We start from the raw sequence: 19,574 nt of genomic DNA, 5'->3' as shown, positions 1-19,574 counted from the left end.
ATGTGTCAGGTGCCGAAGATGCCGACGAAGCTCACCATCTCGCCCGGGTAGCCGCCCAGGTTGTGGGTGAGGGCCAGGTTGCGGGTGGGGCTGACGGTGGAGATGCGGCGGTCGTCGGGGGCTTCGCCCCGGAGCTGCAGCCAGGCCTCGTAGAGCATCCGCAGGCCGCTGGCGCCGGTCGGGTGGCCGAACGACTTGAGGCCGCCGTCGGGGTTGACGGGCAGGTCGCCGTCGAGGTCGAAGGCGCCGTCGAGCACCTGCTGCCAGGCGGTGCCCCGCTCGCAGAAGCCCAGGTCCTCCATGAGCACCAGCTCGGTGGGGGTGAAGCAGTCGTGCACCTCGGCCATCGCCAGCTCGGTGCGGGGGTCGGTGATGCCGGCCTGGGCGTAGGCGTCCTCGGCGCAGCGGACGATCTCCGGGAACGTCGTGTAGTCGTAAGCGGGATCGGTGAGGCCGCTGCCGTTGCCGGCCACGAACGACAGCGCCTTGATGATCAAGGGGTCGTCCACGTAGCGATGCGCGTCCTCGACTCGACAGACGATCGCGGCCGCGGCGCCGTCGGCCACCCCGGCGCAGTCGAACACCGAGAGCCCCCCGGCCACGGCGGGCATGCCGCAGATCTGGTCGACCGACATCTCGCGGCGGAACAGGGCCTTGGGGTTGCGGGCGCCGTTGTAGTGGTTCTTGGAGGCGATGCGGGCGAGGACCCGGCGCAGCTCGTCGGGGTCGACGCCGTAGCGCTGGGCGTAGGCGGGGGCGACCATCGAGAACATGGCCGCGGCGGTGAGGGTGCGGTTGGTGCCGTCGGTGGGGATGGGGAAGGCGTTGAGGCCCTGGTAGCCGGAGTCCTTCACCTTCTCGACCCCCACGGCCATGGCGGTGTCGTAGGCGCCGGCGGCCACGGCGTAGGCGGCCTGGCGCAGGGCCTCCGACCCGGTGGCGCACATGTTCTCCACCCGGGTGACGGGCTTGCCCTCCAGGCCGAGGGGCTTGGCCAGCACCATGCCGCTCATGCCGGACTGGGCGGTGCCGAGCCAGTAGGCGTCGACGTCGTCGGCGGTGAGGCCGGCGCCCTTGAAGGCGTCGGTGGTGGCGTCGAGGAGCAGCTCGTCGACGCCCTTGTCCCAGTGCTCGGCGAAGCGGGTGCAGCTCACCGAGATGATGGCGACTCGGTCCTTGATGCCGTGGGAGCTCATTGCTTCCCGCTCTTGGCGCTACGCGCCGGGCCGCTCGGGCCACGCTCCCTGCGTTGCGGACGCTCGCTCATCGGATCGGCCTCGCCTTCCAGAAGTAGTTGTGGATGCCGTCGGCGGTGAAGAGCTTGCGGAAGGTCATCTCGACCCGGGTGCCCACGGCCACGTCGGCCGGGTCGACGTCGGTCAGCTCGACCGGCAGGCGGCCGCCGCCGTCGAAGTCGACCACCGCGAACACCACCGGCGGACTGGGCGAGTAGGCCAGGCGGTCGACGGTGAAGGTGACGACGGTGCCGGTGGCGTCGGCCATCGGGCGGGCCTCGGCGTCGAGCGGGGCGGGCGGCAGGTGCACCGTGCCCGCGTCGTCCTGGGACCCGACGAACCCGAACTTCCAGTCGGCGTTGCGACCGGCGGCGCTGGCCGAGGGGCGGGCGGGCTCGGGCCGGCGGGGCGGCTCGGTGGTCAGGAGCCCCCGCCAGCGCAGGTAGGTCCCGTAGGCGAGGGGCGCCCCGACGGGCTCCTCGACGGGCCGGGGGCGGTGGGCGTCGGTGGTGCGCAGGACGAGGACGTCGGCGCCGTCGGCCAACACGACGAGGGCCAGGGTTTCGCCGGGGGCCGCCGAGTCGAGCAGCCGGGCGAGCGCCAGCCCGGGAGCGGCGGCCCCGGCGAACCCTTCTGTCTTCGCTGAGCCGGCTATTCCGGGCTCAGCGAAGACAGAACGCTCGAACTGGGTGCAGGCGCGCGTGTGGGAACCGACGACGGCGGCCCGGGCGATGTCGTCGGCGGCGAGGCCGGTCGCCTTGAGGGCGTCGTCCCAGGCGGCCCGGCCGGCGGCGACGTAGCGGCCCTCGCCGAACCGCTCCTCCCACACCCTCGACGCCGGGTCGCCGGGCGTCCGCCAGCGGTCGAGGAACTCGGCGGTGGCGCTGCCCCACCCCACGACCTCGGCGATCACGCCACCGTCGCCTTCGCCCTCGTCCTCGCCTTCGCCCACCACGAACGCCGCGGCCCCGTCGCTCCCGGCGGCCTCGTCGGGCGACCCCGGCAGGCCCGTCCGCAGGTCGGACGCCACCACCAGCGACCGCGCCCCCGCAAGGGCGGCTCGCAGGGCACCCACCGAGGAGCGCACCGAGCCGTTGGCGTCGAACGCGGGCGCCGCCGGGTCGAGCCGCAACGCCGCGTGGATCGCGGTGGCGTTGGTCTTGTCGACGTAGGCGGGTGTCGTGGTGGAGAACCACAGGGACCCGACCCCGTCGAGCGAGCAGCGGCGAGCGGCGGCGACCGCCATGGTGGTGGTGTCCTCGTCGTACGAGGCGACCGGCCGGGTGCCGCGACCGCCCCCTCCCCCGGCGACCGAGGCGATCTCGGTCAGGTCGAGGCGGCGGTAGGGCCGGTAGGTGGCGTAGTCGACGATCCCTCTCGCTGGCACGAGCGCACCCCTCCGCATAATCTGACGGTCCGTCAGATTATGCCGTCGAACGGGTGGAGGCCACATGGACTTCGAGTTCTCCGAGGAGCAGCTCAGCTTCCTCGCCGAGGTCGAGCGCTTCCTCGACGAGCACGAGGACATCTCCGTCATGGACCCCACCAGGGAGAACATGGCGCAGATCGTCGACACCCCCGAGCGCCGGGCCTTCATGGCCCAGCTGGGCGCCATGGGCTGGCTGGGCATGACCTGGCCCAAGGACTACGGCGGCCAGGAAGGCGACGGCGTCTACGAGTACCTGCTCAACGAGGCCCTGGCCCGGCGGGGGGCGCCGCAGATCGGCAAGGGCGTCGGCATCGTCGGCAAGACGATCATCCGCCACGGCTCGGAGATCATGAAGGAGGAGTTCCTCCCCAAGATCCTGGCCAACGAGGTGGAGTTCGCCGTCGGCTACTCGGAGCCCAACGCCGGGTCCGACGCCGCGTCGATGCAGCTCAAGGCGGTGCGCGACGAGAAGCGCAAGGGCTGGGTGCTCAACGGCCAGAAGACCTGGACCACCTCCGCCCACTTCGCCCAGTGGTACTGGGTGGGCGCCCGCACCGACCCCGACGCCGCCAAGCACCACGGCATCACCCTGTTCCTGGTGCCGATGGACCACCCGGGCCTGACGATCGTGGCCATCTGGACCATGGGCGACGAGCGCACCAACGAGGTGTTCTTCGACGACGTCTTCGTCCCCGACGAGTACGTGGTCGGCCAGCTCAACCGGGGCTTCCAGTACATCGCCCAGGCGCTCGACCTCGAGCGCTTCACGATGTTCACCTTCTCGCAGATCGACCAGCGCATCCAGGTGCTGCTCGACTACGTGCGCACGGCGGTGGTCGACGGGAAGCCCTTGAAGGACGACCCGGTCGTCCGGCAGAAGGTGGCGCAGATCGTGACGCAGGGCGAGGTGGCCCGGGTGCTGGGGCTGCGGTTCGTGCACGCCTCGCTGGCCGGGGGCGACCCGCCCCGCACCGAAGCCTCGGAGTACAAGCTGTTCGCCACCGAGCTGTCGAAGCGGGTGGCCGACGCGTCGATGGACATCGGCGGGCCGGGCACGCAGCTGCGGGTCAAGACCGAGGACGCCCCGATGGCCGGCCGGGCCGAGTCGACCTACCGCTACACGGTGATCGACACGATCGGCGGCGGCACGTCGGAGGTGCAGAAGAACATCATCGCCACCCGCAAGCTCGGCCTCCCGAAGAACTTCTGATGGGTGCTGGGCCGCTCGCCGGGATCACCGTGCTCGACCTCTCCGTGGTGGGGCCGGGGGCGCGGTGTGCGCGGGTGCTGGCCGACTACGGGGCCTCGGTGGTGAAGGTGTCGGGGCCGGGCCGGATGGACATCGCCGACCTGGCGTTCCACGCGTACTCCGGGCACCGGGGGATGCGCAGGGTGCAGGTCGACATGCGGTCGGAGGCCGGCAAGGCGGCGTTCCTGCGGCTGGCGGCGACGGCCGACGTGGTGTTGGAGAGCTTCCGGCCGGGGGTCGTCGACCGGTTGGGGATCGGGTACGAGGCGGTGCGGGCGGTGAACCCGTCGGTCGTCTACTGCTCCACCTCGGGGTACGGGCAGTCGGGACCGACGGCCCAGCGCGCCGGTCACGACGTGAACTACCTGGCGGTGGGCGGGTTCCTGCACACCAACGGGCCGACGTTGCCGGGTGCGACCGTGGCCGACATCGCCGCCGGTGGCATGCACGCCGCCGTCGCCATCCTCGCCGCCCTCGTGGAGCGACAAGGCGCCTACCTCGACGTGTCCGTGGCCGACGGGGTCGCCTGGATGCTGTCGCTCTACCTCGACGAGTACCTGGCCACCGGCGAGATCCCGGGGCCCGGCCACTCGATCCTGACCGGGCGCTACGCCTGCTACGGCATCTACGGCACTCGGGACGGGCGGTGGCTGGCGGTCGGGGCGATCGAGCCGGTGTTCTGGGCGAACCTGTGCCGGTCGCTGGGGCTGGAGCGGTGGATCGAGCACCAGACCGACGACGATCGGCAGGACGCCATCCGGGCCGACCTGGTCGCGGTGTTCGCCACCCGGGACCGCGACGAGTGGACCGAGCTGCTCGCCGACGCCGACACCTGCGTCACGCCGGTCAACGACATCACCGAGGCCGTCGCCGACCCGCAGTTCGTGGCCCGCGGCGCGGTCGTCGAGGCCAAGCACCCCGTCCACGGGACGTTCCGCCAGCTGGGGCCGGTGCTCGCCGGCTCGCCGCGACAGGCCGTCTACGAGCTGCCCGACACCACGACGACCGACACCGACGCGGTCCTGACCGAGGCCGGCTTCACCGCCGACGAGATCGCCGCCCTGCGGACAGAAGGAGTCGTGGCATGAGTGGGATTCCGGCCGACGTCGAGAAGTGGATCGGCGAGGAGCGGTACCCGGAGACGGCGAACTTCCCCGTCGAACGGGGGTACTGCTGGACGTCGCTGGCGTCGGTGGAGAACGGGAACCCGCTGTTCTGGGACGACGCCGTGGCCGCCGAGCTGACCGACGGGCCGATCGCCCCGCCCACCACGCTGTCGCTGTGGTTCCGGCCGCACAGCTGGGAGCCCGGCCAGTCGGCGCCCCGGCTGCCGCTGCAGGTGCACTTCGACCTGAAGTCGCGGTTGGGGCTGCCAGAGGCGGTGATGACCGACAACGAGGTCGTCTTCGCCACGCCGGTCCGCCCGGGCGACGTCGTCTCCGTGTCGCAGGTGCTGCGGTCGGTCAGCGAGCCGAAGACCACCAAGCTCGGCACGGGCCGCTTCTGGGTGATCGACGTCGACTACCGCAACCAGCACGGCGACCAGGTCGGCGTCGAGATCTTCACCGGCTTCGGCTACCGGCGGGGCGAAACTGCGACGAAACCGGCCCAGAACGGGCGTGTCCTGTCGCAATCTCGGGAGGGGGAGCTGCCGACCCTCCGCTACCCCGTCACGGCGTCGACCGTGGTGCTGGGGGCGCTGGCGACCCGGGACTGGCGGCCGATGCACCACGACGTCGACTTCGCCGTCAACCGCAACGGCACCAAGGACATCTTCCTCAACACCCCCAACCAGCAGGCGTGGTTCGAACGCTTCGTGACCGACTGGTCGGGGCCGAAGGGACGCCTCGGGCGCCTGCGGTTCCGGATGATCGACTCGATCTACCCCCGCGACACCATGATCATCACCGGCCGGGTCGACGACGACAGCACCGACGACGTCGGCTGCCGCTGGGCCACGGTCGGGATCGAGGTGTGGGCGACGGATACCGGCGACGACGCCGACGCCCGCCTGTGCACGACCGCGACCGTGCGGGTCGCCCTTCCCGCCGACCCCGACGACAACCCGTGGCGCCGCCGAGGCGACCAATGGAACCCGTGAGCCCCAGGAGCTACTCGCATGGCGCTTGACCTTTCGTTCAGCCAGGAACAGGACATGCTCCGCGACGTGGTGCGGGGGCTGTGCGCCGAGCACGCGCCGCTCACCGTCGTGCGGGAGATGGAGGACGACCCCTCCGGCTACCCGCCCGAGCTGTGGAAGCAGCTCGCCGACCTCGACCTCCTCGGCCTGCTGCTCCCCGAGGAGCACGGCGGCTCGGGGATGAGCCCGGTGGAGGGCATCGTCGTCTACGAGGAGCTGGGCCGATCGCTGGCGCCGACGCCCCACTTCGTCAGCTGCGTGCTGGCCGGGGGCCTCCTCGCCGCCGGCGGGACCGACGGGCAGCGGGCCGAGTGGCTGCCGCGCCTCGTCGCCGGCGACGCCATCCTCACGCCGGCGTGGCTCGAGCCCGGGGGTGGCTTCGGGCCCGCCGGCGTGTCGGCCGCCGCCGTCGCCGCCGACGGCAGCTGGACGGTCACCGGCACCAAGCGGCACGTGGTGTTCGCCCAGGCCGCGACCCGGCTGGTCGTGGTGGCCCGCAGCGGCGACGGGCCCGACGACGTGGGCTTCTACCTGGTCGATCCCACGGCCCCCGGCGTCACCCTCACCCAGCAGTTCAGCATCGCCTCCGACACCCAGTACCGGGTCGACCTCGAGGGCGCGGCCGCCGAGCGGATCGGCACCGCCGGCTGGTCGGTGTGGGAGACCGTGCGCGACGACGCCCTCATCCTGCTGGCCGCCTGGGCCGTCGGCGCCGCCGGCTACGCCCAGGAGATCACCGTCCAGTACGCCAAGGACCGCCACCAGTTCGACAAGCCGCTGGGCGCCTTCCAGTCGATCGCCCACTACCTCGCCGACCGCCAGACCGAGCTCGACGGCGCCCGCACGCTGGTGCACGAGGCGGCGTGGGCCCGGTCGACCGGCCTCCCGGTGAGCCGGCTGGCGCCGATGGCGAAGCTGTTCGCCTGCCAGGTGTTCCGCGACGTCACGGCCACGGCCCAGCAGATCTTCGGCGGCGTCGGCTTCACGCTCGACTACGACGTCCAGCTCTACTTCCGCCGCGCCAAGGCCCTCCAGGTGGGCCTGTGGAACGACCGCTACCTCGAAGAGCTGATCGCCGCCGACGTGCTCGACACCTGATCCCACGGGGTGTTGACTGACCCGCCATGGAACCGGCGGGCGGGCCGATCATCGGGGAGGATCCCTCCAAGCGGTGGTTGGCCAGGATGTTGCTAGGGCTGTTGGTGGTCGGCGTCGCGGTGGCGGCGCTGGTGCTGACGACCCGGGGCGGGGGTGGCGACGACGACGTGGCCGCGGATCGGGTCGGCGCGGCCGTCGTCGACGACGCGGCCACGGAGTCGACCACCGGCGAAGGAGCGACGGCGACCCCGCCGCCGACCGAGGTGCCGCCGTCGACCGCACCGGCCGGCGAGCCCGACCTCCTCCACGGCGACGCCACCCAGGCGTTCGGGGCCTTCGCGGACATCTACGAGGGCGCCCCGGTGAAGGTGCTGGAGATCCTCGTCTACCCCGACTGGGCCTACGTCGACGTGCAGGTGCCCGACGAGCCCACCCACGTCGACGAGTACACGTGGCGCGGCGGCGACGGCGTGTCCGGCCCCGAGCCCCAGCAGATGCTCGACATGGAGATCGAGGAGCTCCCCGACAAGCTGTTCGACCTCGGCGAGATCGACCCCACCAGGTTCCCCGGGATGACCGAGCAGGCGCGGGCGCAGTTCCCCGACGAAGGCATGGAGGTGACCCACGTCATCGTCGACCGGTTCCTCCCCTTCGACACCCGGGTGCTGGTGCGGGTGTACGTCGACCACCCGGAGCGGGGCGGCGGGGGCTACGTCGAGTTCACCCCCGACGGCGGGTTCGTGGAGACCGTCTCCTAGTGTGACCTGCATGGCCGCTGGTGAGAGCCCTGCGGTGACCGTCACGAGCCACGAGTCGCCCCACAGCTCGTGGACGATGGCGTACCGGGCGGTGCCGGCGGCCCTGGGCGGCGGGTACTCCCAGCTGTGCGGCTACGACGAGCGGGTCGCCCTCGGGGTGCGGCGCCGCGAGGTGCCGTCCGGCCGGATCGTCCTCATCCTGAGCTTCGGCGGCAAGGTCGAGATCCCCGAGATGTCGAACTCGCCGACCCCGTCGCCCGGCCGCATCGAGTCGTTCGTGGCGGGCCTGCACAGCGGCTACGCCCTCGTCGACAGCGCCGACCAGACCGGCATCCAGCTCGACCTGGCGCCGCTCGCCGCCTACCGGCTGTTCGGCGTCCCCATGCGGGAGCTGGCCAACTCGGTCGTGGAGCTCGACGCGCTGCGGGGCGGCGCGGTGGTCGAGCTGGTCGACCGCCTGGCCACCGCCACCACCTGGACCGAGCGCTTCGCCGCTCTCGACGAGCAGCTGCTGCGCTGGGCCGACGAGGGTCCCCAGCCCGACCCGGCCGTCGCCTGGGCGTGGGGGCAGATGCAACGGACCGCGGGTCGGGTGGAGGTGGGCCTGCTGGCCGACGAGATCGGCTGGAGCCGGCGCCACTTCATCGCCCGGTTCCGGGAGCAGGTCGGCCTGGCCCCGAAGGAGACCGCCCAGGTGCTGCGGTTCACCCGGGCGACCGGCCTGCTGCAGGAGCGTCGGCCGGGCACCACCATCACCGACGTGGCCATGGCCTGTGGCTACGCCGACCACAGCCACCTCACCCGGGAGTTCCAGCGGATGGCGGGCTGCACACCGTCGACCTGGCTGGCGTCGCAGCTGCCCGACGTGGTGGGCGTCGGCGGGTAGCGCGGGCAGTCACATTCGTCCAAGACCCCGGGTGGTCGTGGTCGTACCGTCGGCCACATGACCTCTGCACTCCCCAGCGTCTACCCCGTCATCCGCTACCGGGACGCTCCCGCGGCCATCGAGTTCCTCACGCGGGCGTTCCAGCTCGGGCGGTCCGAGGTCCACGAGGGGCCCGACGGCACCGTCCTCCACGCCCAGCTCACCTGGGGCACCGGCGTGGTGATGCTCGGGAGCGACTCGGAGGGCGGCGACGGGCCCTTCGACACCGGCAAGACCGTGGTGTACCTGGCGGTCGACGACCCGGATAAGCACCACGACCACGCCGTCGCCGAGGGCGCCGAGATCGTGATGGAGCTGGTCGACCAGCCCTACGGGTCGCGGGACTACGCGGCGCTCGACCCCGAGGGCAACGTGTGGTCGTTCGGCACCTACCGCCCCGGTCCGCTCCCCTCGTAGGCTCCCGGCAGCGGGTGGCCCAATCGGAAAGGGCTACACATGTCCATCAACATCGGTGACCTGCTCGGCGGCCTGACCGGCGGCGACAAGGAGAAGTCCGGCGGCGGCGGTGGCGGCAACCTCGTCGCGATGGTGCTGCCCGCCCTCACGGGCCTGCTCGCCGGCGGTGGCCTGCAAAAGCTCCTCGGTGGCCTACAGGCGAAGGGCCTCACCAGCGAGGTCGACTCCTGGCAGGCCAAGGGCGGCGACAACAAGCCGGTGTCGGCCGCCGACATCAAGGACGTGATGGGCGACGACGAGCTGTCGCAGGTCGCCAGCCAGGCGAACGTCTCCAAGGACGAGGCCGCCGACGCCATCTCCCAGCTGCTCCCCAAGCTGGTCGACAAGGCGTCCCCCGAGGGTCAGCTCCCCGACCAGGACGGCCTCTCCGGCCTCCTGGGCTCGCTCGGCAAGCAGCTCGGCGGCTGATCAGCCCGAGTCGTCTGTGGTCGCTCGGCCGAGGACGAGTCGTCTGTGGTCGGTCTCCGACGACAGACGACTCGGGTCGCCGCCGGCGACCACGGACGACTCGGGGTCAGTCTTCGGGCGTCGGCGGCGGCGGGTCGTGGAAGACCGCCAGCAGGCCGGCGGCCGCAGCGATGCCGCCGACGACGCTGACGGCGAGGCCCCACCCGCCGTTGAGGTCGAAGCCGATGGCGTTGTCGAGGCTCCACTCGCCGGCGCCCACCGTGCCCAGCAGCGCGCCGATGGCGCCGAGCACCAGGTTGTACTCCCAGCCGTTCTGGAAGACGAGCAGGCCGTTGCCCCGGTGCACGGTCCAGAAGGCGACCGACATGAGCGCCACCAGCCCCAGGCCTGCGAATGGCGTGAGCAGGCCGAGGGCGATGCACGTGCCGGTCGCCAACTCGCCGCCGGCGGCGAGGCGGGCGTGCAGCGACCCGGGCTTCATGCCCAGTGACTCGAACCACCCGGCGGTGCCGGTGAGGCGCCCACCCCGGAAGATCTTGGCGAAGCCGTGGAAGGCGAACACCGGGCCGACCACGACCCGGAGCAGCAGCAGGCCCCAGTTGAGCTCATCGACGGTCGGGAGGTTCTCCATACGGGCGGGACCCTACCTCTCCGAGGAATCTGACGGCTCGTCAGATGCCCGGTAGCGTCGTCGCCGTGGACGACGACGAGCTGCTGGTAGGCCGCAACGACGGCATCCTCTCGATCACCCTCAACCGGCCCGACGTGGCCAACGCCATCACGCCCGACCAGCGCGACCGGATCGTCGAGCTGCTGCAGGAGGCCTCGGCGCTGGTCGACGTGCGGGTGGTGGTGCTGTCCGCCACCGGCCGCTTCTTCTGCACCGGTGCCGACCTGCGGGCCTCCCGCCCCGGAGCGCCCAAGCCGCCCGACGCGCCCGAGCGGGTGGTCGGCGACGTCGCCCGCATGCTGCGCGAGGGCGCGCAGAAGCTGGTGGGCGCGGTGCTCGACTGCGAGAAGCCGGTGATCGCCGCCGTGAACGGGACCGCGGCGGGCCTCGGCGCCCACCTGGCGCTGGCCTGCGACCTGGTGGTCATGGCCGACACCGCCAAGCTCGTGGAGATCTTCGTGCGCCGGGGCCTCGTCCCCGACGGTGGCGGCGCCTGGCTGCTGCCCCGGCTCGTCGGCCTGCACAAGGCGAAGGAGCTGATGTTCTTCGGCGACGACGTGCCGGCCGCCGAGGCGCAGGCGCTGGGGCTGGCGAACAAGGTGGTGCCGGCCGACACTCTCGACGCGGCGGTGGCCGAGTGGGCCAAGCGGCTCGCCACCGGCCCCACCCGGTCGATCGGGCTGACGAAGCGGCTGCTCAACCGCTCGCTCGACAGCGACCGCACCACGGCCTTCCACGACGAGGCCGTGGCCCAGGAGATGAACATGCGCAGCGACGACGCCAACGAGGGCGTGCAGGCGTTCGTCGAGCGGCGCGATCCGACCTACCGCGGTTGGTGAGCCACTCGGTTACCCCACGTAGGATCCGGGGCGTGCGACGCCGCCGTGCCTTCCTGGTGGCGGGAGGGCTCGTGGTGGCGGGAGCCGCCGTCGCCTACGCCCGCCGCCTGCCCGCCAACGACGCCAACGACGCCGCCGGCGGCCCCGGCGCCCGCTCGCCGATCCGGCTGGTGTCCCGGGTCGACCGCAGCCGCAAGCTCGCCCGCATGGGCGCCAAGGGCGGGGCGACGTACGCCGTGCACAAGGCCCGGCGGACCTTCGCCTCCGCCGAGCGGCAGGACGAGCTCGACGTCGCCTTCCAGCTGCGCACCGCCGAGCAGGTCGCCGAGGCCCTGGGCCACATGAAGGGCGCCCTGATGAAGCTGGGCCAGATGGCGTCGTACCTCGACACCGGCATCGCCGAACCGGTGCGGGAGGTCCTCGCGGGGCTCCAGCAGGACGCCCCGCCGATGTCCCCCGAGCTGGCCGCCGACACCGTGGCGCAGGAGCTCGGCGCCCCACCCGACCGGGTGTTCCTGGAGTGGGACCCGGTGCCGATCGCGTCGGCGTCGATCGGTCAGGTGCACCGGGCGCTCACCCGCGACGGCCGGGCGGTGGCGGTCAAGGTGCAGTACCCGGGGGTCGACGAGGCGATCCGGGCGGACCTCGACAACGCCGGCCTGCTGTTCGGGGTCGTCGGCATGATGTTCCCCGGCCTCGAGGCAGGACCGCTGGTGGAGGAGATCCGGGCCCGGGTGGTCGAGGAGCTCGACTACGAGCTGGAGGCCCGCAGCCAGCAGCTCTTCGCCGACTACTACCGGGACCACCCGTTCATCCACGTGCCCGACGTGGTGCCGGAGCTGTCGACCGGGCGGGTGCTCACCAGCGACCTGGCCGACGGCGTGCGGTTCGACGAGCTGCTCACCTGGAGCCAGGACGAGCGCAACCTGGCCGCCGAGGCGATCTACCGGTTCGTGTTCCGCAGCCTCTACCGGCTGCACGCCTTCAACGGCGACCCGCACCCGGGGAACTACCTGTTCCGGCCGGGTGGTCGGGTGACGTTCCTCGACTTCGGGCTGGTGAAGTACTTCGAGCCCCACGAGGTCACCGAGTTCGAGCGGATGATCACCTCCTACGTGCTGGAGCGCGACCTGCCGGCGTTCCGGCGGGTGATCGAGGAGATCGGGCTGCTCACGCCGGGCCTGCCGTTCACCGACGAGCAGGTGGACGAGTACTTCGGGCACTTCTACACGTTCGTGGCCGACGACGCCGAGGTGACGATCACGCCCGAGTGGTCGTCGCAGACGGTGCAGCGCTTCTTCGACCCGACCGGGCCCTACGGCGAGATCGCCAAGGCGGCCAACCTGCCGGCCAGCTTCGTGATCATCCAGCGGATCAACCTGGGCCTGATGGCGATCCTGGGCGACCTGGCGGCGACGGCCAACTTCCGCCGCATCGCCGAGGAGCTCTGGCCCTGGGTCGACCGCCCGCCCACCACCGAGATGGGCAAGGCGGAGGCCGCCTGGTTCGCCGACCGCCCGTAACCCACCGCCGCCCGTAACCCCCACCGCCATCCGAAATTGCGTTCGAAAACCCGCATATGGCGGGCGGACGAACGCAATTTGCCCGGGGGGCAGGGTCCGCGACCGGGGGTACCGGGGTTCGTACGATCGGGGTGGTGCTGGCGGCGTTGCTCGGCGATCCCTCCCGGCTGGGGCAGCCCGTCGGCGGTGAGGTCCTCGATGAGGCGCGGGCGATCCTCGACCACGCCGCCGGGTCGGGTGCCGGGTCCTGGTCGGCCGACGAGCCGCTGCGACTGGCCAAGGCGTCGGTCCGGGGGCTGCTGGAGTGCCCCCGCCGCTCCCTGGCCGATCCCGACCTGCTCGACAGCGGCGACCTGACCAACATCGTGCTGGGCCAGATCGTCGACGCCGGGGCGAAGCTGGCGACCCTGGGGCCGGCGGTGCCGCCGACGGTGGCCGCCGCGTGCGAGTACCTGGTGGCCATCGGCGACGAGCGGGTGGCCGACCACCTGTTGGACGTGGGCGCCGAAGCCGCCGAGGCCCTGCTGGCCGACGCCGCCGCCCGGCTCGACCCGCTGGTGGCGGGGTGGCCCGCGACGATCGACGGGCAGTGGTGGCCGCGGGTGGAGGAGCCGGTGCGCCTGCGCCTCGCCGGCGGCGCCGTGGTCGTGTCCGGCAAGCTCGACATCCTCCTGGGCGGTCCGCCGACGGGGCTGCCGGGGCTGGTGGTGGAGCTCAAGGGCGGCCAGTGGCACGACTCGGTGCGCCAGGACGGGCACCTCTACGCCCTGCTCGTCGGGCTGCGCGACGGCGTCGCCCCGGCAGCCGTGCTGTCGATCGCCGCGGCCGACGGCGCCACCCAGCTCGAGCCGATCCGCCCCGAGGTCGTCCTCCACGCCGCCGAGCGGGTCGCCACCGCGATCGAGACCGCCGCCGCGATCGCCGCCGGCGAGCCGGCCCGGGCCTGCCCCGGCTCCTACTGCGCCTTCTGCCCGTTGCGGCCCGGCTGCCCCGAAGGCACCGCGGCCCACGAGGCGGCGGCGTGAGCCCCCACGTCTTTGAAGGGAAACGACCCCATACGGGCGATTTTCCTTCAAAGACGGCGGGCGGCGCCGTCGGGCGGGCGGACCTGCTGCGACGAGGTGTGACGGAGCGGCTCGAGGAGCTGGTCGGCGGGCTGGCGGCCGACGCCGATCCCGGCGACGTGTACGTGGGGTGGGTGGCTGCGGCCGACGCGGCCGGGTGCCCGGCCCGGTTCCGGGCGAGCGGCGTCGACGGCTGGGGGTTCCCCGGCTGGTCGCCTGCCCTGGCCGCGGGTGCGGTCGGCCGCGTCGCCCTGGCCCGGCACCTCGACCGCCACGTCACCGCGGTGGCGGCCAGCAACCCGGCGCTCCCCCACCCGCTGGCGGCCGTGAAGACGTGGATGAAGGAGGCGCGGGAGACGCCGACGTCGCCCGTCGCCGAGTGGGTCACCCAGCTCACCCGCCAGGGCGACCGGGCGGCCCTCGCCGTCACGGCGTCTCTGGCCACCCGGTGGATCGCCGGGTTCGTGCGGGTGCTGGGGTGGCCGCTGCCGGAGGGCCTGGTGCTGGTGGTCGACGATCCCGGCAGCCCGTCGGCCCGCCGCGGCACCCCCGCGTTCCGGCCCCGCCTCTCGTCGACACGTCGGGTGGCGATCGCGGTGGCCAGCAAGCCCGACGCCATGGTCGGCACCGTCGCTCCCTCGGGCCGGTTCGACGTGCTGTTCCACCGGGCCAACAGCAGCGACGACCTGACGCTGGCCGAGCGGGCCGCCTTCGAGGCCACGGCGGCGTCCCTGGCGATCGGGATCGTGCCCCGGGCGGTGGTGCTCACCGTCGCCGACACCGGCGAGCGGCTGCGCTTCCCCGTGGCCGACGACCTGTTGGAGCGGGGCGCCGACCTGGCAGTCGACGTCGTCCGGCAGCGCCTGCGGGCCAGCGAGGTCGCCGGCGACGAGTACGGCGACGCCGTCCCCTCGTCGGCCTGCCGCTACTGCTCCGAGCGCGAGACCTGCCCGCCGGGCGTCGCCTGGCTCATCCGCCCCGGCCGCCGCCACAACGGGCTGCCGGTCCTCACGTCCTGACCGAAATGTGCACCGGAACGCACGGATTCCGTGCGTTCCGGTGCACATTTCGCCGGGGTCAGCGGCTGAGCGGCCAGGAGCCGAGCTTGCCGACCGGGCCGTGGCCCGCGCCCAGGCGCCAGTCGGCCGAGGCGACCAGGCCGGCGTGCACGAAGTCCTTCGCCATCCGGAGGGAGTCGAGCACCGGGACGCCGCGGGCCAGCAGCGCCGTGGTCGCCGCGGCGAAGGTGCAGCCCGTGCCGTGGTCGTTGGCGGTGGCGATGCGAGGCGAGCGCAGCTCGGTGATCTCGCCGGTCATGATCTCCACCACCACGTCGACGGCGTCGTCGTCGCCCAGGTGGCCGCCCTTCACCACCACCCACCAGGGCCCGTACCGGCCCAGCTCGAAGGCGGCGGTGGCGGCATCGTCGACCGTCCGGATGTCCCGCCCCAGCAGGGCCGACACCTCCCGGGTGTTGGGCGTCACGACCAGGGCGTGGGGGAACAGGGCCTCGAGGTAGGCGTGCTCGGCGCCCGGGTCGAGCAGGCGGGCGCCGGTGGACGACACCAGCACCGGGTCGACCACCAGGTTGGGGAGGCCGCCGCGGGCCGCCTTGTCGGCGACGTGGCGGATCACCTCCTCGGTGGCCAGCATCCCGGTCTTCACGGAGGCGACCCGGATGTCGGACAGCACGGCGCTGAGCTGGGCGTCGAGGAACTCGACCGGCGGGACGTGCACCCCCTCGACGCCGACCGTGTTCTGGGCCGTGAGCGCCGTGATCACGCTGGTCCCGTGGACGCCCATGGCGGCGAACGTGACCAGGTCGGCCTGCACGCCGGCCCCCCCGCCCGAGTCGGACCCGGCGATCGTCAGGGCGACAGGCGGTGTGGTCATGTGGTGACAGTCTCGCCCATCTCGGCCAGAAAGCCGCGAACGACAGCGGCGGGGTCGGGTGCCGTCATGATCGCCCCCATCACGGCGACGCCCGCCGCCCCCGCGTCGAGGCAGGCGGCGGCCCTACCGGGGACGACGCCGCCCAGCGCCACGATCGGCAGGTCGGGGACGGCGGCGCAGGCGGCCGCGAGCCCGTCGAGCCCGAGCACCGGCCCGTACCCGGGCTTCGACGGCGTCTCCCAGACGGGTGACAGGGTGGCGTAGTCGAAACCGTCGTCCCGGGCCTGACGCAGGTCGTCGACCGAGTGGCACGGCTTCCCGGCGAACCCCGTCGCGGGGACCGCGGTGTGGGCACCGTCGTCGGAGACGAGGAGCAGGCCGTCGACGGGCTGCAGGAGGGCTCCGATGGCGGCGGCCAGAGCGGCACGCTCGATCCGCCCCAGGTCCTTCTCCCGCAGCAGCACCGCCCGGGCGCCGGCGTCGATGGCGGCGTGCACGACCGCGAGCAGCCGGTGGCCGGCCGACTCGGCCAGGTGGCGGTCGGTGACGACGATCAGCCGGGGAACCGGCGACGTCACAGGTCGGCGAGGCCGTCGAACGACGTGGAGGCCTCGGCGTACAGGCGGCGGGGGATGCGGCCGGCGTGCCGGGCCAGACGGCCGGCGACGACCGCGTGGCGCATCGCCGAGGCCATCGCCACCGGGTCCCGGGCCCGGGTGACGGCGGAGGCGAGCAGCACGGCGTCGCAGCCCAGCTCCATGGCCAGGGCGGCGTCGGAGGCGGTGCCGACGCCGGCGTCGAGCACCACCGGCACCGTGGCGTCCTCCAGGATCATGGCCAGGTTGTAGGGGTTGCGGATCCCCATCCCGCTGCCGATCGGCGCCCCCAGGGGCATCACCGCGGCCACCCCGGCGTCGGCCAGGCGACGGGCCAGCACCGGGTCGTCGTTCGTGTAGGCGAGCACCACGAACCCGGTCTCCACCAGCTGGTCGGCGGCGTCGAGCAGCTCGATCGAGTCGGGCAGCAGGGTCCGCTCGTCGGCGACCACCTCGAGCTTCACCCAGTCGGTCTCCAGCGCCTCCCGCCCCAGCTGCGCGGTCCGGACGGCGTCGCGAGCGGTGAAGCAGCCGGCGGTGTTGGGCAGCGGCCGGATGCCGGCCCGCTCCAGCACCTCGAACAGGGAGCCGGGCGCCGACGGGTCGACCCGCCGCAGCGCCACCGTGGTCAGCTCGGTGCCGGAGGCGACCAGCGCCCGCTCCAGCTCGTCGAGGTTCGGCGCCCCGCCCGTGCCCATGATCAGGCGCGACGCGAACTTCTCGCCGGCGATCACCAACGGGTCCTCTTCGCTCAGGTCGTCGCTCATCTCAACCTCCCTGGGCGATCGTGAGGATCTCGACCTGGTCGCCGTCGGTCAGCGGGCGCGCCGGCCAGCTGCTGCGGGGGACGACCTCGCCGTTGACGGCGATGGCGAGGCCCCGGCGCTCCAGCGCCAGCCGGTCGACCAGCCCGTCGACCGACAACGGCCCCTCCAGCACCTGCGCCTCCCCGTTCACGACCAGGCTCATGGCGCGACCTCCGACGTCAGCGCCGCCCCGTCACCCGGCGCTGCCGTTACGGCGGCAACGATCCGGTCGGCGGTGAGGGGCGTCAGCAGGATGCCGTTGCGGTAGTGGCCGGTCGCCAGGATCAGGCCCTCGACGTCGGGGCTGGGGCCGATGCGGGGCAGGTCGTCGGATGTGCCGGGGCGGAAGCCGACGGTGATGCCGACCAGCTCGGCGTCGTCGAGGCCGGGGAACAGGGTGAGCACGTCTCGCAACAGCTCGTAGGCGGCGCCGGCGGTGGGCGTGGCGTCCCAGCCCCGCTCCTCGACGGTGGCGCCGCACACGATCCGGCCGTCGTTCCGGGGCACCAGGTACCCGATCGATCCCCGCACGTGGGCCCGCACGACGTGGTGCAACAGCTCGTCACCGGCCCGCGGCCGCAGCGTCAGCACCTGGCCCTTCACCGGCCGCACGGGCACGTCGGCGAGGTCGCCCGACCACGCCCCCGCCGCCAGCACGACCCGCGGCGCGGCCAACGTGGCGCCGTCCTCCAGCACAACCCCCGAAACCTCGACAGAACTGGTGGCCATGGCGCCACTTGTGTCGAGGTTTCGGACGCGTTGGCGGACGAACGTGACGCCCGCCCGCTCGGCAGCCACCAGCAGCGCCGCGACCAGCGCCGGGGGGTCGACCGAGCGCTCCCCCGCGGCCCGGAAGCCCCGGCGCACCGAGGGCGCCAGCGCCGGCTCGGCGGCCCGCAGGTCGCGGGCCGACAGGTCGTCCACCTCCAGGCCCAGCGAGCGCTGGCGGTCGACGAGGTCGGCCACCGCGGCCCGGTCGTCGCCGTCGTAGGCCACGACCAGCGTCCCGTCCGAGCGGAAGCCCACCGGCAGGCCCGAGGCTTCCTCCACCTCGGCGGCGAAGTCGGGCCACGCGGCCAGCGACTCCAGCCCCAGCTGCAGCAGCGCCTCCTCGCCTATGCGCGCCTCGGTGACCGGCGCCAGCATCCCGGCGGCCACCACCGATGCCCCCGACCCCGGCTCCGGGTCGACCACCGTCACGTCGAGCCCCTGCCGCGCCAGCCGCCACGCCGACGCCAACCCGATGGCCCCGCCGCCCACCACCACCACGTCCACGCTCATGAGCCCGTCCTCTCGAGTCGATTCTGGTCGCCTCGGCTCACGTGCCCACGTCCTCTGGCACGCTCGCCCGGGCGACGGCGGTGACCAGGGCGTGGGTGGCCTCGCGGGGATCGTCGGCCCGGGCGACGGCACCGATCACGGCGACGCCCCACGCCCCGGCGGCGAGGAGCTCCGGCACCCGCTCGGCGGTCACCCCGGAGATGGCGATCACCGGCACCGGCACGGACGCCGCCACCTCCCGCACACCCTCCACGCCCAGCGGGTCGGGCAGGTCGGGCTTCGTGCCACTTGCGTAGGACGGCCCGACGCCCAGGTAGTCGGCACCGGCCGCCACCAGCCGGCGCGCCGACTCGGGGTTGCGGGCGGTGGCGCCCACCAGCAGGTGCGACCCCACCACCCGGCGCACCGCTGCCACGGACAGGTCCTCGTCGCCCACGTGGACACCGTCGGCGCCTGCGGCCACGGCGAAGTCGCCCCGGTCGTCGACGATGCAGGTGGCACCGGCGGCCCGGCAGCGGTCGGCGATGGCCGCCACCGTGTCGAAGCGCCGCCGGTCGGACCCGAGCTTCAGCCGCACCTGCAGCGTCGGGGCACCGCCCTCGAGCGCCGCTTCCGCCAGCGACACCGAGTCGACCAGCACGTGCAGTCGCCCGAGCGACGCCTTCACGCGGGCGCCCGCGTCTCGGGACTGGGGAGGTACACCTCGCCGCCCGACGCCACGAACTCGGACGACTTCGCCTGCATGCCCTCGGCCGCGTAGGCCCGCACCTTCTCGGTGATCGCCATCGAGCAGAACTTCGGCCCGCACATCGAGCAGAAGTGGGCGGTCTTGGCAGGCTCGGCGGGCAGCGTGGCGTCGTGGTACCTACGTGCGGTGTCCGGGTCGAGCGACAGGTCGAACTGGTCGTTCCAGCGGAACTCGAAGCGGGCCTTCGACAGGGCGTCGTCCCAGGCCTGCGCCCCCGGGTGCCCCTTGGCCAGATCGGCGGCATGCGCGGCGATCTTGTACGCGATCACCCCGACCTTGACGTCGTTGCGGTCCGGCAGGCCGAGGTGCTCCTTGGGTGTGACGTAGCACAGCATCGCGGTGCCGGCATCCAGGCCGACCTGCGCACCTTCGCGATGCTCGGCGTGCACGGCTGCGTCGCGGTCGCCGCGGTGACCGTGCAGAACTCCGTCGGGG

22 protein-coding genes are annotated in these 19,574 nt (G+C 73.1%); 12 read left to right on the top strand and 10 right to left on the bottom strand.

Annotation, left to right across the window (positions count from 1 at the left end):
- Nucleotides 1-5: 5 nt before the first annotated feature.
- Both VK611_24525 and VK611_24520 read right to left on the bottom strand, forming a co-directional pair.
- Nucleotides 6-1,196 carry an acetyl-CoA acetyltransferase gene (locus tag VK611_24525; GenBank protein ID HMG44523.1) on the bottom strand — a complete coding sequence of 397 codons (1,191 nt, stop codon included), beginning with the start codon at nucleotides 1,194-1,196 and terminating at the stop codon, nucleotides 6-8.
- A 67-nt stretch (nucleotides 1,197-1,263) separates the two neighbouring features.
- The gene (locus VK611_24520) at nucleotides 1,264-2,622 is read right to left on the bottom strand and encodes an OB-fold domain-containing protein (GenBank protein ID HMG44522.1); all 1,359 of its coding nucleotides are present in this window, start codon (nucleotides 2,620-2,622) and stop codon (nucleotides 1,264-1,266) included.
- A 64-nt stretch (nucleotides 2,623-2,686) separates the two neighbouring features.
- Between VK611_24520 and VK611_24515 the strand changes: the two genes are divergently transcribed.
- The 8 genes from VK611_24515 (at nucleotide 2,687) to VK611_24480 (ending at nucleotide 9,719) form a co-directional block, all read left to right on the top strand.
- Nucleotides 2,687-3,874, top strand: coding sequence for an acyl-CoA dehydrogenase family protein (locus VK611_24515; protein HMG44521.1), 1,188 nt, complete (start codon nucleotides 2,687-2,689; stop codon nucleotides 3,872-3,874).
- Nucleotides 3,874-5,001: a CaiB/BaiF CoA-transferase family protein gene (locus VK611_24510; protein ID HMG44520.1), complete on the top strand. Its 1,128-nt coding sequence runs from the start codon at nucleotides 3,874-3,876 to the stop codon at nucleotides 4,999-5,001. The genes VK611_24515 and VK611_24510 overlap by 1 nt, the downstream gene beginning before the upstream one ends.
- The gene (locus VK611_24505; GenBank protein ID HMG44519.1) at nucleotides 4,998-6,014 is read left to right on the top strand and encodes a MaoC family dehydratase N-terminal domain-containing protein; all 1,017 of its coding nucleotides are present in this window, start codon (nucleotides 4,998-5,000) and stop codon (nucleotides 6,012-6,014) included. The genes VK611_24510 and VK611_24505 overlap by 4 nt, the downstream gene beginning before the upstream one ends.
- An 18-nt stretch (nucleotides 6,015-6,032) precedes the next feature.
- Nucleotides 6,033-7,151 carry an acyl-CoA dehydrogenase family protein gene (locus tag VK611_24500; GenBank protein HMG44518.1) on the top strand — a complete coding sequence of 373 codons (1,119 nt, stop codon included), beginning with the start codon at nucleotides 6,033-6,035 and terminating at the stop codon, nucleotides 7,149-7,151.
- 86 nt (nucleotides 7,152-7,237) lie between these two features.
- Nucleotides 7,238-7,909, top strand: a complete 672-nt coding sequence (locus VK611_24495; GenBank protein ID HMG44517.1) for a hypothetical protein — start codon at nucleotides 7,238-7,240, stop codon at nucleotides 7,907-7,909.
- Nucleotides 7,910-7,919: 10 nt separating this feature from the next.
- Complete coding sequence (locus VK611_24490) at nucleotides 7,920-8,795, top strand: helix-turn-helix domain-containing protein (protein HMG44516.1); 876 nt, start codon at nucleotides 7,920-7,922, stop codon at nucleotides 8,793-8,795.
- Nucleotides 8,796-8,852: 57 nt separating this feature from the next.
- Nucleotides 8,853-9,251 (top strand): VOC family protein, encoded by a 399-nt coding sequence (locus tag VK611_24485; protein ID HMG44515.1) that lies wholly within the window; start codon nucleotides 8,853-8,855, stop codon nucleotides 9,249-9,251.
- A gap of 39 nt (nucleotides 9,252-9,290) precedes the next feature.
- Entirely contained in the window at nucleotides 9,291-9,719 is a 429-nt protein-coding gene (locus VK611_24480) for a YidB family protein (protein ID HMG44514.1), read from the top strand.
- Nucleotides 9,720-9,825: 106 nt separating this feature from the next.
- Here the strand turns inward: VK611_24480 and VK611_24475 are convergent, their stop codons facing one another.
- Entirely contained in the window at nucleotides 9,826-10,350 is a 525-nt protein-coding gene (locus VK611_24475; GenBank protein HMG44513.1) for a DoxX family protein, read from the bottom strand.
- 65 nt (nucleotides 10,351-10,415) lie between these two features.
- Here VK611_24475 and VK611_24470 point away from each other — a divergent pair, with 65 nt between their 5' ends.
- The 4 genes from VK611_24470 (at nucleotide 10,416) to VK611_24455 (ending at nucleotide 14,834) form a co-directional block, all read left to right on the top strand.
- Nucleotides 10,416-11,228 (top strand): enoyl-CoA hydratase-related protein, encoded by an 813-nt coding sequence (locus VK611_24470; protein HMG44512.1) that lies wholly within the window; start codon nucleotides 10,416-10,418, stop codon nucleotides 11,226-11,228.
- 32 nt (nucleotides 11,229-11,260) lie between these two features.
- A complete protein-coding gene (locus VK611_24465) occupies nucleotides 11,261-12,751 on the top strand; it encodes an AarF/ABC1/UbiB kinase family protein (protein ID HMG44511.1) in 1,491 nt (496 codons plus the stop codon).
- A 134-nt stretch (nucleotides 12,752-12,885) separates the two neighbouring features.
- Nucleotides 12,886-13,776, top strand: coding sequence for a PD-(D/E)XK nuclease family protein (locus VK611_24460; protein ID HMG44510.1), 891 nt, complete (start codon nucleotides 12,886-12,888; stop codon nucleotides 13,774-13,776).
- Between the two features lie 98 nt (nucleotides 13,777-13,874).
- Entirely contained in the window at nucleotides 13,875-14,834 is a 960-nt protein-coding gene (locus VK611_24455) for a hypothetical protein (protein HMG44509.1), read from the top strand.
- Nucleotides 14,835-14,892: 58 nt separating this feature from the next.
- On the opposite strand, the gene thiD is transcribed toward VK611_24455, so the two are convergent.
- From thiD to VK611_24420, 7 genes are all read right to left on the bottom strand, one after another.
- Complete coding sequence (thiD, locus tag VK611_24450; GenBank protein HMG44508.1) at nucleotides 14,893-15,708, bottom strand: bifunctional hydroxymethylpyrimidine kinase/phosphomethylpyrimidine kinase; 816 nt, start codon at nucleotides 15,706-15,708, stop codon at nucleotides 14,893-14,895.
- Nucleotides 15,705-16,286: a thiamine phosphate synthase gene (locus VK611_24445; protein ID HMG44507.1), complete on the bottom strand. Its 582-nt coding sequence runs from the start codon at nucleotides 16,284-16,286 to the stop codon at nucleotides 15,705-15,707. The genes thiD and VK611_24445 overlap by 4 nt, the downstream gene beginning before the upstream one ends.
- Complete coding sequence (locus VK611_24440) at nucleotides 16,283-17,071, bottom strand: thiazole synthase (GenBank protein HMG44506.1); 789 nt, start codon at nucleotides 17,069-17,071, stop codon at nucleotides 16,283-16,285. Before VK611_24440 ends, VK611_24445 begins: the two co-directional genes overlap by 4 nt.
- 1 nt (nucleotide 17,072) lies before the next feature.
- Entirely contained in the window at nucleotides 17,073-17,273 is a 201-nt protein-coding gene (gene thiS / locus VK611_24435; protein HMG44505.1) for a sulfur carrier protein ThiS, read from the bottom strand.
- Nucleotides 17,270-18,391 carry a glycine oxidase ThiO gene (gene thiO, locus VK611_24430; GenBank protein ID HMG44504.1) on the bottom strand — a complete coding sequence of 374 codons (1,122 nt, stop codon included), beginning with the start codon at nucleotides 18,389-18,391 and terminating at the stop codon, nucleotides 17,270-17,272. The genes thiS and thiO overlap by 4 nt, the downstream gene beginning before the upstream one ends.
- A 37-nt stretch (nucleotides 18,392-18,428) precedes the next feature.
- Nucleotides 18,429-19,058 (bottom strand): thiamine phosphate synthase, encoded by a 630-nt coding sequence (thiE, locus tag VK611_24425; protein ID HMG44503.1) that lies wholly within the window; start codon nucleotides 19,056-19,058, stop codon nucleotides 18,429-18,431.
- On the bottom strand, nucleotides 19,055-19,574 hold a 520-nt coding region (locus tag VK611_24420; GenBank protein HMG44502.1), incomplete at its 5' end, for a phosphomethylpyrimidine synthase ThiC. The genes thiE and VK611_24420, both read right to left, overlap by 4 nt.

It is taken from the genome of Acidimicrobiales bacterium (assembly GCA_035316325.1).
Lineage (GTDB): Bacteria > Actinomycetota > Acidimicrobiia > Acidimicrobiales > VFJN01 > DASXTK01.
This window is presented reverse-complemented; position numbering and strand designations above follow the sequence as displayed.